Source organism: Candidatus Palauibacter soopunensis, from assembly GCF_947581735.1.
Lineage (GTDB): Bacteria > Gemmatimonadota > Gemmatimonadetes > Palauibacterales > Palauibacteraceae > Palauibacter > Palauibacter soopunensis.
This window is the reverse complement of record NZ_CANPVT010000002.1, coordinates 63838-78364: the sequence shown is the minus strand read 5'-3', so window position 1 is coordinate 78364 and position 14527 is coordinate 63838. Positions and strand designations below refer to the sequence as shown.

Below are 14527 nucleotides of genomic sequence, written 5' to 3'. Positions count from 1 at the left end.
GTGAGGTCCACATGAAGAAGTTCGCGATCGCGGCTCTGGGAACGGCGGCGCTGTATCTCGCCGTCACAGGGGAGGATGCGCCGCTCGGCGCGCCTTCGCACGCCCTTGCGGTCGCACCCGCTCCGGACACCGTCGCGAACTCGGTCATCCAGACGGTGTGCACCCGCTGTCACAACGACTCGCGCCGGGCGGGCAACCGCTCCTTCCTCGAGTTCGACGCGGCCGAGCCGCAGGCCGACCCCGAAACGGCGGAGCAGATGATCCGGAAGCTCCGCGCCGGCATGATGCCGCCACCCGGCGTGCGGCGTCCGGACGCGGCGACCCTGACGGCCGTGGTCGAGGAACTCGAGACGCGCATGGACGCGGCGGCGCACGCGAACCCGAACCCCGGGACGCGGACCTTCCAGCGCCTCAACCGCGCGGAATACCGACGCGCGGTCCAGGACCTGCTCGACCTCGACGTCGACATGGAGGCGTTCCTCCCGACGGAGACGATCAGCGACAACTTCGACAACATCGCCGACGTCCAGATGATGTCCGCGACGCTGATGGAGGGCTATCTGCGGGCGGCGAGCGAGATCAGCCGCATGGCGATCGGCGATCCCGACGCGGGCCCGCGCCAGGTCACCTACAAGGTGCCGAAGACGGCGTCGCAGGCGGTTCGGGCCGAGGGGGCGCCCTTCGGGACGCGGGGCGGGATCTCCGTCATCCACGTCTTCCCGGCCGACGGGGAGTACGTGTTCAAGATGGACATGCACCCCGGTCCGACGGGGTTCCTGTACGGGATGACGGCCCCGGATGAGAAGATCGAGGTTTCGATCGACGGCGCGCGCGTGGCGCTGCTCGAGATCGACCCGTTCATGTCGGAGTCCGATCCGCAGGGGATGGTCATCGAGACCGATCCGATCCACGTGCGGGCGGGTCCGCAGCGGGTGACGGCGGCCTTCCTCCTCAACGCCGAGGGGCCGGACAACGATCTCATCAAACCGATCGACTACAAGCTCGCCGACTCGAACATCGGCAGCGCCTACGGCGTGACGACGCTCCCGCACCTGCGCGACTTCCTCGTCACGGGGCCGTTCACGGTCACCGGCATCTCGGAGACCCGGAGCCGCAAGCAGATCTTCTCCTGCCGGCCCACGGCGCCCGACGAGGAGCGGCCCTGCGCGCGGCAGATCATCAGGACGCTGGCGGCCAAGGCCTACCGCCGGCCGCTGGAGACCGACGATGTCGAGGATCTGATGGTGTTCTTCGATCTCGGTGTCGAGGAGGGCGGGTTCGAGGTCGGCATCCGCACCGCGCTCCAGGCGGTCCTCGCCAGCCCGCACTTCGTCTTCCGTCTCGAGGAGATGCCGGCGGACGTGGCGCCCGGTGACATCTACCGTCTGAGCGACATCGACCTCGCCACCCGGCTCTCCTACTTCCTGTGGGGCACGCACCCGGACGACGAACTCGTGGCGCTGGCCGACGCGGGCCGCCTTTCGGATCCGGCGGTGCTGGAAGCCGAGGCGCGGCGCATGCTCGACGACCCGCGGTCGGAAGCCATGGCGACACGCTTCGCGTACCAGTGGTTCCGCCTTCAGGACCTGGAAAAGATCCACCCGGACGCGCTGCTCTACCCGTACTGGGATCATCGGCTCGTCGAGGCGATGCTGCAGGAGACGCAGCTCTTCTTCGAGCATCTCCTGCGTTCGGATGCGCCCTTCTTCGAACTGCTCACGGCGGACTACACGTTCGTGAACGAGCGTCTCGCCCGGCACTACGGAATTCCGGATGTGACCGGGGAGGAGTTCCGCCGGGTCGGGATTCCGGAAGAGGCGCGCCGCGGACTGCTGGGCCACGGGAGCATTCTCACCCTGACCTCGCACGCGGACCGCACCTCGCCGGTTCTGCGCGGGAAGTGGGTGATGGAGGTCCTGCTCGGGACTCCGCCCCCGCCGCCCCCGCCGGACGTGCCCGACCTCGAGGCGACGGACGAGGCGGAGGAGGGACGCTTCCTGACCGTGCGGGAGCGGCTCGAGATGCACCGCTCGAATCCGGCCTGCCGGTCGTGCCACCGGGTGATCGACCCGATCGGCCTCGCGCTCGAGAACTTCGACGTCACCGGCGCATGGCGGATCAAGGACCAGGGCCGGACGGTGGACACGTCGGGCGAACTCTACGATGGGACCCCGATCCTGAGCGCGATGGATCTGCGGACCGCGCTGCTCGAGCGAGAGGACTCGATGGTCCGGACCTTCATCGAGAACCTCATGGCCTATGCCCTGGGCCGGCGGATCGAATACTACGACATGCCCACGGTGCGCGAGATCGCACGCGTGGCGGAGGCCGATGACTATCGGATGACATCGTTCATCATGGAGGTCGTGAAGAGCGCGCCCTTCCAGATGAGCGCCGTGGAGATGGTAGCCGAGGAAGATATCGACGCAGGCGGCACGCACTGAGGGAGCCGCCCGGCGGAACAGATCAGGAGGAGTGAGCATGGAACTCATCACGGGTAAGCACATCTCCCGCCGCATGGCCCTGAAGGGCGTGGGGGCGACGGTGGCGCTGCCGTTCCTGGACGCGATGCTGCCGGCCGGCCGGCTGTGGGCCTCCACGAAGTCGCTCACGGACGTGAAGCGGTTCGTGGCCATCGAGATGGTGCACGGCGCCGCCGGGTGCAACGAGTGGGGCGCGTCGCAGTTCATGTGGTCCCCGGAGAAGGTGGGGCGCGACTTCGACCTCACGCCGAGCAGCCTGAGCCCGCTCGAGCCGTGGCGAGATTACCTGACGATCATCTCGAACACGGACATCGAGAACGCGGAGGCGAAGACGGCGAAGGAGATCGGCGGCGACCACTTCCGGTCCAGCGCGACCTTCCTCACGCAGGCACACGCGAAGCAGACCGAGGGCTCCGACGTGTTCGTCGGCACCTCGATGGACCAGCACTACGCGCAGCGCTTCGGGCAGGACACGCCGATCCCGTCGATGCAGCTCTGCATCGAGAACGTGGACCAGGCCGGCGGGTGCGCGTACGGCTACGCGTGCGTGTACACGGACACGATCAGCTGGGCGTCGCCGACGGAGCCGCTGCCCATGATCCGCGATCCGCGAGCCGCGTTCGACCAGTTGTTCGGGGCCGGCGGGACGTCGGAGGACCGGGCCCGGCGCCGGCGCACGGACCGCAGCATCCTCGACTGGATCATGGGGGAAGTCGCCGGTCTGAAGCGCGATCTCGGAGCCACGGACCAGCGGCGGCTGGACCAGTATCTCGACAACATCCGCGAGATCGAGCGCCGCATCGAGCGCATCGAGGCGCACAACACGAGCGGTGAGACGCGCGAGATTCCCGAGGCGCCGCCGGGCGTGCCCGATGACTTCGCGGAGCACGTCCATCTCATGTTCGATCTGCAGGCCCTCGCCTTCCAGTCGGACCTGACGCGCGTGTTCTCGTTCAAGCTGGGCCGCGACGGGTCGGGCCGCGTGTATCCGGGCAGCGGCGTGGACGCCGGCTTCCACCCGGCCTCGCACCACGGCGGCCGCGAGGAGCGGGTGATCGACTACGAGAAGATCAACCGCTACCACGTGAGCATGATGCCGTACCTGCTCGAGAAGTTGGCCAGCATCGAGGAGCCCGATGGGAACCTGCTCGACAAGAGCATGATCCTGTACGGCTCGCCGATGGGCGACTCGAACCTGCACAACCACAAGCGTTGTCCGCTGTTCGTGGTCGGGAAGGCCGGCGGCGAACTCGAGGGCAACATGCACATCAAGGCGCCGGACGGGACGCCGATGGCGAACGTGATGCTGAGCCTGATGCACAAGCTCGGCCTCGAGGACATGGAGAGCTTCGGCGACAGCACCGGCGACTTCTCGTTCTCGGCGGTCGCGCAGGACTGAGTCGCGGGGTCGGCCGGAGCGTCGGAGGCAGATCGATGTTGAAGAGAATCGGTAAGGCCGGACTTCGGGCGGGGGTCCTCGTCGCGCTCTGCGCGACCACGCTGTGGGCGGCCACGGCGATGGACGCGCCCGTCGCCGAGGCGGCGGCGCGCGGAGACCTGGAGTCCGTGCGAACGCTTCTCCGCGATGGGGCGGATGTGAACGCGGCCCAGGGCGACGGGATGACCGCGCTGCACTGGGCGGCCCTGCGGGGCGATGCGGAGATGGTGTCCGTGCTCGTCTACGCCGGGGCCAACGTCGCGTCGACCACGCGCCTGGGCGCCTACACGCCGCTCCACCTCGCGAGCCGGGACGGCCGGGCCGAGGTGGTCGCCCTCCTGCTCGAGGCCGGCAGCGACGCCAACGCGGCGACGACCACCGGCGCCACGCCGCTCCACCTGGCCGCGGCGGGGGGTGACGTGCCGACCCTCACCGGCCTGCTCGAGGCCGGGGTCGAGGTCGACGCGCAGGAGCGGGCGAACGGCCAGACGCCGCTCCACTTTGCGGCCGCGACCGGACGCCTGGAGGCGGTGCAGGCGCTGATCGCTGCCGGTGCGGACGTGTCGATTGCGTCGAGCGTGTTGGACTTCGTCGAGAAGGCGCGCACGGACAGCGAAGCCCGAGGACGGCGACGAGAGGTTCTCACGGCGATTCGGAAGGCCGAAGCCGAGGCGCGCGGTGAGACCGTGGAGGTCGGGATCACCCGCACGGACACGCCGTCCGGCCAGGAGCCGACGCGGCGCGAGGCCGCCGACCGGGCGGATCGGGACCAGACCGGCACGGCCCCCGCGACGCAGGGCGCCGGCACGACGCCCGGCCAGGAACCCGCGGCCGCCGCACCAGAGGACACGCCGGCGGACGAGCCCCCGCCGGGCCAGGGCGAGGATCCGCCCGAGGCCGTTGCGGACGAGGAGGAGGCTGAAGAAGCCGAAGAGGCTGAGGCCGAAGAGACTGACGAGGCCGACGAGGCTGAGGAGCTGGCGGAGCCCGCGCCGCGGCCGCTGAGCTACAGCGACATCGTCGGCAAGCAGGGCGGCATGACCGCGCTCCACTACGCGGTTCGCGAGGGCCACTTCGAGACCGTCAAGGCCCTCCTCGCGGCGGGGGCGGACGTCGACGGCCGCACCGATGGGGACGAGAGCACGCCGCTCGTCGTCGCCACCGTGAACGGGCACTACGACCTCGCGGCCTGGCTGCTCGAGCAGGGCGCGGACCCGAACCTGGCCAGCGAGGACGGCGTGGCGCCGCTCTACGCGACGATCGCCAACCGCTGGGCGCCCAAGGCGCTGTACCCGCAGCCCACCGCGTTCCGCCAGCAGGAACTCGACTACATGGAGCTGATGGAGATGCTCCTCGCTGCCGGGGCGGATCCGAACGCGCGCGTGAACACGCACATCTGGTATTCGGCGTACAACTTCGACCTGCTGGGCGTGAACTTCAGCGGCGCCACGCCCTTCTGGCGCGCGGCGAAGGCGCTCGACATCCCGGCCATGGAGATGCTCGTGGCCGCCGGGGCCGACCCGCACATGCCGACGCGGAAGGCGCCTGAGCGTCGCCGCCGTCGGCCCGCCGACGATGAGGAAGAGGAAGAGGATCCGAGCGGACTGCCGCCCGTCGAGGTCGGAGGCCCGGGCATCCCGCCGCTCGTCGCTGCCGCGGGCTACGGCTACGGGCGCTCACGCACGGGCAACCAGCACCGGCATCGGCCCGATGAATGGATGGCCACGGCCATATACCTCGTCGAGGAGCTGGGCGCGGACGTGAACGGCCGCGACTCCGATGGGTTCGGGGCGCTCCACTACGCCGCGGCGCGCGGCGACAACGAGCTGATCGAATACCTCGTGGGCAAGGGCGCCAATCCCCTGATCGTGGCCCGCAGCGGCCAGACGACGGTCGACATGGCGAACGGCCCGATCCAGCGCGTGCAGCCGTTCTTCGAGACGATCGCCCTCCTGGAGGGCATGGGCGCGAAGAACAACCACAACTGCCTCAGCTGCTGAGCGACCGACTCTCGAACTAGTCGTCCCGCGGGAGGCGCTGGGAGACGGAGATCGCGTAGCCGTCGGGGTCGCGTAGCGTGAACTCGATGGAGCAGGCGTTCGGGTTCACGTGCGGCTCGTCGAGGCAGTCGGCCCCCATGGCGCGGGCCCGTTCGAACACGGCCTGGGCGTCCTCCGTGTAGAAGTAGAGCAGGACGCCGCGGCCGGGCATCCCCTCCGCCGGGTCCGTCATCCCCGGGTGAGCCTTGAACTCGCGGTGGTGGAGCATCAGTTCGATGCTTCCGTCCGGCGCCAGGAGCCGCTCGAAGTGATGGCCCCCCCGACCGCTCACAAAGCCGAAGAGTTCGACGTACCAGGCTGAACTCGCCGCTACGTCACGGACGACAAGCATCGGCGTGAGGCCTTGACCGGTCATGGCCATTCGGCTCCGGACCTTCGGCGTCCGCTTCCGGCGCCCGGCTTCCGGCCGAGGCTTAGTGGTTCGAGTTGTTCGTCTGAGCCTCCGCGGCCCGCCTCGCTTCCTCGCGGGCGGCGACGAGGGCTTCGAACTCCACGGGATCGAGGTAGGTCACGTCGACCCAGAGGTGCGCCATCTCGTCCACGGTCCGGTCCCCGTAGTCGACCCACTGCTCGTGGTCGGGGTTGTTCGGATTCTCGGCCGTGTTGTCGTGCCAGGCGGTGATGACGAGCGTGGTCCCCGCCGGAAGCAGCGGGGCGGCGTCTTCCTCGTAGATGTAGTTGATGTGCCAGTTCCACTGGAAGTTGTCGACCTGGTTGATCAACTCCTTGCGGCCGTCGGGATAGATCGCCTCGAGCGACATCGCCTTGCCGCGCATGTGCATGTGCGGCTGGAAGTTCTCCAGACGGGCCGGCCAGCGCAGCGTGTGGAAGTCCTGCGTGACCGCGATCTCGCCCGGCGGGATGTCGAGGCCCGTCCGGCCCGTGGCGTTGTAGAACATGAGCCGGGTGCGGTTCCGGGGCTCCTCGCCCTTCGGATAGAACCAGACGCCGAGTTCGACGTAACTGTCCTCGACGAGCTTGCCCATCGCATGGAGGTGGACCTCCCAGCGAATCCGCGAGCCGGGGAGCATGATCTTGCCCGCGCCCTCGGGGAAGATCTCGCCCTCCTTCCCAACGGCCCACTCCATGAAGAGGCCCGGACCGCCCATCGCGCCCCCGCGCGTGCTCGCCTCGACGATGCCGGCGCTCATGGGGCTCTCCTCCTCGTCCTGCTGGAGGAAGGCGAGGACATGGTGAGTGATCGTACGCGCGTCGTTGCCGGCCGGCTTGATCTCGATCGCCTTCACCCAGCGCGGCTCCGTGATGCCGGTCGGCGTGACGGGCCGCCACCACTTGTCCATCGTTTCGGCTTCGAGCGTGTAGGGTTCGGATGCGATGACGAGGTCGGGTTCCCCGAACTCAGCGAGGAGGCGCCACTCGTTCGGATCCGGGAACTCGGCCGGCGGCGGCAGATCCGCGGGATCGCCTTCCACGCGGCCACCGTCGATCCACGCGACGATCGTCTCGATCTCCTCGCGCGACAGGCTGCGGTCGTTCCGGAACTCCTGGATCCCGACCGTGGGATCGAGGTGCCAGGGCGGCATGACGCGGTTCGAGACCTTCTCGCGGATGCTCGCGGCCCAGCGGTAGGCGTCCCGGTACGTGAGGAGCGACATGGGGGCGATCGAGCCGTCCTGGTGGCACTCCTGGCAGTTCGCCTGAAGGATCGGCGCGACGTCCCGGTTGAAGGTCACCTCCACGGACTCGTTTTCCTGCGCCTGCGCCGGCCCCGCGGCGCTCAGAACGCCGAGTGCCGCGCACACCGCGATGGCCGCTCGCCTCGGGGACGTCGGATCGAACCGTCTCATCATCGTTCTCCTCGAACCTCGTCGAATCCGCTGGTCACGGGTTGACGATGACCCGCACGAACCCGTTCGTCCAGCAGCATTGCGCGTGGCCGGCGGCGGAGACGCCGGAACCGTCATTCGCGCGCACCCGCAGGATGTAGTCGCCCGGCTCACTGAAGGTGACGGGGGTCGCGGCTTCGGCTCCGCTGGCCGGGACGCGGGCGGTGGGCTCGCCGAACGTCACGTCGCCCGGCCCCTGGTGCTTGAACCACGTGAGGTTGACCGGCGAGCCGTCGCGGCTCCCCGCCACGAAATGGCTCCGACCCACGCCGTCGTCCCGGACGTGGACGCTCACGTCGAGCGGTTCTCCGACCCGGGCCGTGAGGGGGTCTCCCCAGGCGCCCGCCGGCCCCGCGCCTTCCTCACCCGCTCCGAAGCGGAGGGCGGGGGGCGTGTTCCCGTCGCCGGCTTCACCCTTGAGCGCATCGATCTGCCAGTCCCGGTGCAGGTGACCCGGGACGCGGAGCGTCTGGCCGCGCAGCCTCAGCGTCCAGTAGACCTTCCCCTCGCCGAAATCCGCCGGGACCCGGACGACGAACACGCCATAGTGGCGCCGCGGGGCGAACGAGGTGGGCTGGGCCCCGTGAAACTCCGACGGTTCGATCGTGTTGTCCGGCCCCAGGGGGATTTCGATCGTCTCCCCGAAGTTCCGGTTGAAGTAGCCGAACGACAGCGACAGCGTGCCGTCCCCGTTCGGATACCAGCCCTCGAAGGCGGGGGTCACGGTCTGCCCCCGTCCGCTGGGGTTGCCGAGGGGGATCTGGCCCGCGAGCGGCACCGTCTCGGCGCACAGCGCCGCCCCGACCGCGGCAGTCGCCAGGACTCGGGCAGGTCTCATCGCCCCGCTTCCGCCATGCCCGCCTCGATCGAGGCCCGGATCGCCTTCACCGTCTCATCCACACGGAATTGGAGCAGCTTCCGGCCGGTGGCGATCGCCTCCTCCTTCGGGGCGATCGAGACGCCGTTGATGCTGGCACGGCCCGCCGCCACGCGCTCGTCGTAGCGCACCATCGTCGGGTCCTCGACCATCATGATCGCGGTGATGACGAAGTCGTCGTGGATCCCCTCCGGATCCGTCTCGAAGATGCCGAGTTCGTCGTTCATCCACTGGTGGACGTCGCGGTAGCGGTAGAACTCGGGGATGAAGTGCGCCTGCGCGTCGTACCAGCGCTCGTTCAGGCGGGCGGCGACCGCCTCCATGCCCGACTGGTTCCCGCCGCTGTCTCCGAAGAGGATGATGTGCTCGAACCCGTGCGCCCTGAGGCTGGAGGCCACGTCATCGAGCACGGCCTCGAACGTCTCCTGCCGCAGGCTGATCGTGCCCGGATACCGCATGTGCCCGGACGGCTCGTCGATGTCGCCCTCGGGGACGAGCTTGACGATCGGCGCGCAGAGCGCGTTCCCGAGTTCGCGGGCCACGCCCTCGCAGGCGCCCTGCAGCACGTAGTTGTGCTTGCCCGTGGCGAGGTACGGCCCGTTCTGCTCGATGCCGCCCGTCGTGATGATCGCCGTGGTCTTCCCGGCCGCCATCGCGTCCCGGACCTCCATCCACGTCATCTCCTCGATCCACACCGTGTCGAACGCCTCGATCGGCCGCTCGGATACGAGTTCCTCCTGCACCTGGCGCTCGCGTTCCGCGGCCAGCCGCGCGCGCTCCTCCGGCGTCATGTTCCGCTGCTGCCCCCCCAGCGCCGAGGCGGAGACCGCGAACAGCGCGAGCAAGGGAAGGATCGATTGGACTTTTCTCATGGGACACCTCGTTTCCGCGCGTGGGAGACCGACCGCAACTCCCAACGCTAGCACGTCCCTTCCCACCCGGACCAGTCTGGCCGGGTCTGGCGGTCGTCACCCTCCGCAGGAGAAGATTCGGATCAGGTTCTCTCCTTCACGGAGGCATGGAGATGGTTCGGCGCACTTCTCATCGGATTTCCTGGCTGGCTCTTCCGTTCCTCGCCGCCTGCGGGGCGCCCGGCGACACCTCCCTGGACGCGGAGGTGGATGCGGCGGTGGATGCGGCGGCGGGGCCCGAGACGTCCGACCCCTACGAGCACGGGTTCACGGACGCGGACTATCCGCGCGTGATCGAAGTCGCGGAGGATGTCTACGCGTACGAGCAGATCCATCCCACCGGGGGCGAGATCATCACGACCGTGAGTCTCATCGTCATCACGCCGGAAGGGGTGCTCGTCGCGGACGGCCAGGAGAATCCGGAGGAGACGCAGCGGCTCGTCGACACGGTCGCGGGCATGACGGACCGGCCGATCACGCACGTCGTCGTCGCCTCGGACCACGGGGACCACACGGGCGGCAACTCGGCCTTCCCCGCGGAAGCTCGCTTCTTTGCCCACCCCACGTCGGCGGCGATCCTGGAGGCGAGCGCGGCGAACCCGAACCGGCCCGAGGAGGCGCCGCCCGTCATCGTCCCGACGGAGATCGTGGGCGACGACACGGTGCTCGAACTCGGGGGACGGGAGATCCAGCTCCTGCACCTTGGCCGCGCGCACACCGGCGGCGACCTCGTCGTGTACGTGCCCGACGGCAAGGTGCTGTTCATGAGCGAGACGTACCTGAAGCACATCTTCCCGGCCATGCGCTCGGCGTATCCCTCGGAGTGGGTGGCGATGCTGGGCCGGGCGATCGAGATGGACGTGGACGTGTACGTGCCGGGACACGGGGTGATGGAAGCGCCCGCGGTCCTCGAGGCGGAGCTTGTGTCGTTCCGGGACGCGGTGCGGGCCGTCGTGGAGGAGGCGACGCGGCTTCACGGCGACGGGCTGAGCGCCGAAGAGGCGGCGGAAGCGGTCTCGTTCGGCGACATCGAGGAATGGTCGCTGCGGGACAGCCAGAAACTGCGCGCCATCCGGCGCGTGTACATGGAACTGAACGGAGAGCTGCCGGGATGAGCGCGCGGAACAGCACCGGGATGAAGGCCGCCCGTGGACGAACGGAGGCGAAGGTCAGGCTCATCACGCTCGCGGCGGGCTTCGTGTTGGGGGCCGGGGCAGTTGAGGCGCAGTCGCATGTCACCGTGGACATCGGGGCCCGGGATCCCGCGTTCTCGCCCGACGGGTCGACGATCGCCGTCTCCATCCTGGGGAAGATCTGGACGCTTCCCGCCGAGGGCGGCACCGCGCGCCAACTCACGGACGGGGCTTCGTGGGACACGCGCCCCGCCTGGTCGCCGGACGGCCGTTTCCTCGCCTACGCGGCGAGATCCCGCCAGGGGGCCGACATTCTGGTCCGCAACATGGCCACGGGGGGCGTCCGCTTCCTGCATGGTGTTCCGGGGTCGGTCGGGCACATGCAGTTCCATCCGGACGGAAGCCAGCTCTTCTTCGTCGACGACCGCTCGCAGTACGAGGCGCACGTGTGGCGGATCCCGCTCGCCGGCGGCGAGGCGGAACAGCTGACGCACACCCGGAGCTGGCACGAGTGGTCGTTCGCCCTCTCGCCGGACGGGAACCGGATCCTCCTCGAGACGGGGCGCTTCGATGGCACGGACCTGTATGAACTCGACCTGGAGGAGATGTCGCTCGAACGGGTCACGGACACGCCGGAGCGGGAGATGGCCGTGGCGTGGAGCGCCGACGGCACGCGTCGCGCGCACGTGATGACGCACAACGGCCAAGACCGGATCGTCGTGTCGATCCGGGGCGAACGGCAGGATTTCCCAAGCGCATTCGACCAGAAGCAGCTCGCGTTCCATCCGTCCGGCGAGTGGCTGCTCGTCCTCGGCGGGCGGCGGATGCAGCGGCTGGATCTGGCGAGCGGGGAGTTCACTCCGATTCCCTTCGAGGCCCGGTTCGCGATTGCCGACGATCCCGCCGACGATCTGCTGATCACGAACGTCCGCCTGTTCGACGGCACCGGCGACGAGGCGGTCCCCGCGGCGGCGGTCCTCGTCCGGGACGGGCGGATCGCCGAGGTGAGAGCGGGAGAAAACGCCGGGGTGCCGGAGGTCGCTTCGGGCACGCCGGTCATCGACGGGGGTGGCCGCATGCTGCTCCCGGGGCTGATGGACAACCACTACCACTACTGGCAGCCCCTCGCCGGCGCCGACCTGCTGGCCGCCGGTGTCACGGCGATCCGCGATCCCGGCTCGGCGATCCAGGACGCGATGGACTTCAAGGACGCGGTGCGTCTCGGCGTGCTGGCCGGCCCCGACGTGTACACGGCCGGCCCCCTGATCGACGGCCCCGCCGGCTACCACCCCCTGGTTGACGTGAGCATCGACGACCCCGCCGCCGCCCCGGCGCTCGTCCGCGCGCTGAAGGCGCAGGGCGTCGACCTGCTCAAGGCGTATTTCCTCCTCGACCCGGATGTGCTCGCGGCCGTCGTGGCGGAGGCGCGCGTGCAGGGACTCCCGGTCACGGGTCACATCGGAGTCCGCACGAGTTGGCGGCAGGCGATCGAAGCGGGCATCAGCGGGTTCAACCACATCCGCGTGTGGCAGGACTTCCTGCCGCCCGAGATCCAGGTCGATGGCCGGGACATGTCCCTCGACGGCGGACGGAACCCGGTCGGGCGCATGCAGGCCGACTGGCGGGAGATCGATCCGGAGAGCCCCGAGGTCATGTCCCTCCTCGAACTCATGGCCGAGACGGAGACGGGGCTCGACCCTACTCTCTACATCCAGGAGATCGAGGACAGCGACCGCTCGCGCTTCTCGCTCGAGGAGTTCCACACGGCCCGGCAGGCGTACGAGCGCATGGGCGAGTTCGTCCGGCGCGCCGTCGAGGTCGGCGTGCCGCTGCTCGCGGGCACGGACAACGTCGGGCTGTTCAACGAACTCGAGGCGTACGCGAAGGCCGGTGTGCCGAACGCCGCCATCCTGCGGGCCGCGACCGCGAACGGCGCGCGTTGGCTCGGGAAGGAGGACGACTTCGGGACCGTGCAACCGGGGCGGCGCGCCCACCTGATCCTCGTGGATGGCGACCCGCTGGCCGACATCGCCGACCTGCGGAACATCGAGCTCGTTGTGAAGGACGGCGTCATCGTCTTCGGCGGCCCCCCGGCCGAGCCGCTGGTCCCGTGATCGACCCCATCGCAACGGGCGCCGTCGAGGCCGTGACGCTCGCGGCCCTGCAGGTCGAGCCGGCGGGCGGGCTCCTCCCGGCGCTCTCCGACAACCCGTTCCTCTCGCTCGGCGTCCTCTTCGCGGCGGGCGTCCTCACGAGCACGAACCCGTGCATCTGGCCGATGATCCCGATCACGTTTTCGGTCATATCGGGCACGGCGGGCGAGGGGCAGTCGCGAAAGCGCACCATCGGCCTGACGCTGACCTACGCCCTCGGACTGGCGCTCCTCTATTCCCTGCTCGGCGTCATCGCGGGGCTCAGCGGCACCGTGCTGGGGTCGATCGGGGCGAGCTTCTGGGCGCTGTTCGCGACCGGGAACCTCCTCCTCTTCTTCTCCCTGTTCATGCTCGATGTCTTTCCCGTCCCGGTGCCGAAGCGACTCCTCGCGTGGGCGGGCAGCCGGGGCGGCGGATCCTACCGCGCCGTGTTCCTCCTGGGGGCGACGTCGGGGATCGTGGCCGCGCCGTGCGGGGCGCCCGCCTTCGCCGTCGTCCTCACGTGGGTTGTCGCCCAGCAGGCGGGCCTCATGGGTTTCGTCTACCTGTTCACCTTCTCCATCGGCATGACCGCCGTGCTCATCGCCGTCGGTCTGTTCTCGGGGACGCTCGCCGTGCTGCCGAAATCCGGGACGTGGATGATCTGGATGAAACGGGCCGCGGCCGTCATCATGATCGGGATGGCGCAGTTCTACCTCATCCGGGCGGGATACTTCATGTGAACACGAAACCGGGACGGATCGCCCGCTACGCGTCGGCCACATGGTTCGCCGGGCTCGCCGCGTTCGCCGGGCTCGCCGTGGCGGCGCCACTCCACGCGCAGGCGGGCGCGGGGCAGGTGAGCCTCGCCACGGGGACGCAGGGTCCGGACGCCACCCTGCAGGATCTGGACGGCAACGAGGTCCAGCTTCTCGACTACGCGGACGGCAAGCCCGCGCTGTTCGAGTTCTGGGCCGCGTGGTGCGAGCAATGCGAGGGGCTGCAACCCGAGATCGACCGCGTGCAGGCAGACTTCGGCGACCGGGTCAACGTCGTCGCCGTGGCCGTGGCAGTGGCCCAGTCGCTGCGCCGCGTCAGGCGCCACGCGGAGGCGCACGGGGCGGAATACCCCTATCTGTGGGATGCGGATGGCGCCGCGGTGCGCGCCTACTCGGCGACCACGACCTCGATCGTCGTGATCCTCGACGCGGAAGGGAAGGTGGCCTACACCGGCGTCGGCCCCGACCAGGATCTCGTCGGGGCCGTCACCGGAATACTCGCTGCCGATTCTGCTACGGGTCCACAGGCTCCGGCGTCACCTCGTCGATGATGGTGGCCAACTCGTCGTAGGCGGCCGGGTCGACCTGGTTGAAGCTCGGGATCACGCCCGCCACGCGCCCATCGGGCCCTACCACGATCACGGCGCGGCTGTCCACCGCGTTGCTTTCCCTCAGGCCTCCGCCGAAGTCGACGTAGGTCCCCCCGTCGTTGCCCGCGTCGCTCGCGAACAGGAAGGGGAAGTCCTCGTCCTTCAGCCATGACGCGAGTTCGTCGACCGGGTCGTTCGAGATGCCGACGAGGACCACGTTCCGGCCCTCGTTGAACAGACTTGCGTACTGATCACGGTACGCTCTCATCTGAACCGT

At 69.3% G+C, this 14527-nt stretch carries 12 protein-coding genes; 7 read left to right on the top strand and 5 right to left on the bottom strand.

Annotated elements, in window-relative coordinates; genetic code table 11:
• Positions 1-11 precede the first annotated feature (11 nt).
• From RN901_RS00660 to RN901_RS00650, 3 genes are read left to right on the top strand one after another with little or no spacing between them, the layout of a single operon-like run.
• A complete protein-coding gene (locus RN901_RS00660; RefSeq protein ID WP_310754777.1) occupies positions 12-2444 on the top strand; it encodes a DUF1592 domain-containing protein in 2433 nt (810 codons plus the stop codon).
• 37 nt (positions 2445-2481) lie between these two features.
• Positions 2482-3882 carry a DUF1552 domain-containing protein gene (locus RN901_RS00655; RefSeq protein WP_310754775.1) on the top strand — a complete coding sequence of 467 codons (1401 nt, stop codon included), beginning with the start codon at positions 2482-2484 and terminating at the stop codon, positions 3880-3882.
• A 35-nt stretch (positions 3883-3917) separates the two neighbouring features.
• On the top strand, positions 3918-5921 hold the full coding sequence (locus RN901_RS00650) for an ankyrin repeat domain-containing protein (RefSeq protein WP_310754773.1): 2004 nt from the start codon (positions 3918-3920) through the stop codon (positions 5919-5921).
• A 16-nt stretch (positions 5922-5937) separates the two neighbouring features.
• Here the strand turns inward: RN901_RS00650 and RN901_RS00645 are convergent, their stop codons facing one another.
• Genes RN901_RS00645 through RN901_RS00630 form a run of 4 tightly spaced genes read right to left on the bottom strand, consistent with a single transcriptional unit; the run spans position 5938 to position 9577 of the window.
• Positions 5938-6336 (bottom strand): VOC family protein, encoded by a 399-nt coding sequence (locus RN901_RS00645; RefSeq protein WP_310754772.1) that lies wholly within the window; start codon positions 6334-6336, stop codon positions 5938-5940.
• Between the two features lie 58 nt (positions 6337-6394).
• On the bottom strand, positions 6395-7792 hold the full coding sequence (locus tag RN901_RS00640) for a cytochrome c (RefSeq protein ID WP_310754771.1): 1398 nt from the start codon (positions 7790-7792) through the stop codon (positions 6395-6397).
• Positions 7793-7823: 31 nt separating this feature from the next.
• The gene (locus RN901_RS00635) at positions 7824-8666 is read right to left on the bottom strand and encodes a hypothetical protein (RefSeq protein WP_310754769.1); all 843 of its coding nucleotides are present in this window, start codon (positions 8664-8666) and stop codon (positions 7824-7826) included.
• Positions 8663-9577: a creatininase family protein gene (locus RN901_RS00630; protein ID WP_310754767.1), complete on the bottom strand. Its 915-nt coding sequence runs from the start codon at positions 9575-9577 to the stop codon at positions 8663-8665. The genes RN901_RS00635 and RN901_RS00630 overlap by 4 nt, the downstream gene beginning before the upstream one ends.
• Positions 9578-9729: 152 nt before the next feature.
• Between RN901_RS00630 and RN901_RS00625 the strand changes: the two genes are divergently transcribed.
• Genes RN901_RS00625 through RN901_RS00610 form a run of 4 tightly spaced genes read left to right on the top strand, consistent with a single transcriptional unit; the run spans position 9730 to position 14211 of the window.
• Complete coding sequence (locus RN901_RS00625) at positions 9730-10731, top strand: MBL fold metallo-hydrolase (protein WP_310754765.1); 1002 nt, start codon at positions 9730-9732, stop codon at positions 10729-10731.
• Positions 10728-12863, top strand: coding sequence for an amidohydrolase family protein (locus RN901_RS00620; RefSeq protein ID WP_310754763.1), 2136 nt, complete (start codon positions 10728-10730; stop codon positions 12861-12863). The genes RN901_RS00625 and RN901_RS00620 overlap by 4 nt, the downstream gene beginning before the upstream one ends.
• Positions 12860-13624: a cytochrome c biogenesis protein CcdA gene (locus tag RN901_RS00615; RefSeq protein WP_310754762.1), complete on the top strand. Its 765-nt coding sequence runs from the start codon at positions 12860-12862 to the stop codon at positions 13622-13624. The genes RN901_RS00620 and RN901_RS00615 overlap by 4 nt, the downstream gene beginning before the upstream one ends.
• Positions 13621-14211: a redoxin domain-containing protein gene (locus tag RN901_RS00610; protein WP_310754760.1), complete on the top strand. Its 591-nt coding sequence runs from the start codon at positions 13621-13623 to the stop codon at positions 14209-14211. The genes RN901_RS00615 and RN901_RS00610 overlap by 4 nt, the downstream gene beginning before the upstream one ends.
• Here the strand turns inward: RN901_RS00610 and RN901_RS00605 are convergent.
• Positions 14174-14518 carry a redoxin domain-containing protein gene (locus RN901_RS00605; RefSeq protein WP_310754758.1) on the bottom strand — a complete coding sequence of 115 codons (345 nt, stop codon included), beginning with the start codon at positions 14516-14518 and terminating at the stop codon, positions 14174-14176. The genes RN901_RS00610 and RN901_RS00605 overlap by 38 nt on opposite strands.
• Between the last annotated feature and the right edge of the window lie 9 nt (positions 14519-14527).

Coding starts and splice junctions, on each gene's coding strand:
- RN901_RS00660 (WP_310754777.1), top strand. CDS start 12: ATGAAGAAGTTCGCGATCGCGGCTCTGGGAACGGCGGCGCTGTATCTC.
- RN901_RS00655 (WP_310754775.1), top strand. CDS start 2,482: ATGGAACTCATCACGGGTAAGCACATCTCCCGCCGCATGGCCCTGAAG.
- RN901_RS00650 (WP_310754773.1), top strand. CDS start 3,918: ATGTTGAAGAGAATCGGTAAGGCCGGACTTCGGGCGGGGGTCCTCGTC.
- RN901_RS00645 (WP_310754772.1), bottom strand. CDS start 6,336: ATGACCGGTCAAGGCCTCACGCCGATGCTTGTCGTCCGTGACGTAGCG.
- RN901_RS00640 (WP_310754771.1), bottom strand. CDS start 7,792: ATGATGAGACGGTTCGATCCGACGTCCCCGAGGCGAGCGGCCATCGCG.
- RN901_RS00635 (WP_310754769.1), bottom strand. CDS start 8,666: ATGAGACCTGCCCGAGTCCTGGCGACTGCCGCGGTCGGGGCGGCGCTG.
- RN901_RS00630 (WP_310754767.1), bottom strand. CDS start 9,577: ATGAGAAAAGTCCAATCGATCCTTCCCTTGCTCGCGCTGTTCGCGGTC.
- RN901_RS00625 (WP_310754765.1), top strand. CDS start 9,730: ATGGTTCGGCGCACTTCTCATCGGATTTCCTGGCTGGCTCTTCCGTTC.
- RN901_RS00620 (WP_310754763.1), top strand. CDS start 10,728: ATGAGCGCGCGGAACAGCACCGGGATGAAGGCCGCCCGTGGACGAACG.
- RN901_RS00605 (WP_310754758.1), bottom strand. CDS start 14,518: ATGAGAGCGTACCGTGATCAGTACGCAAGTCTGTTCAACGAGGGCCGG.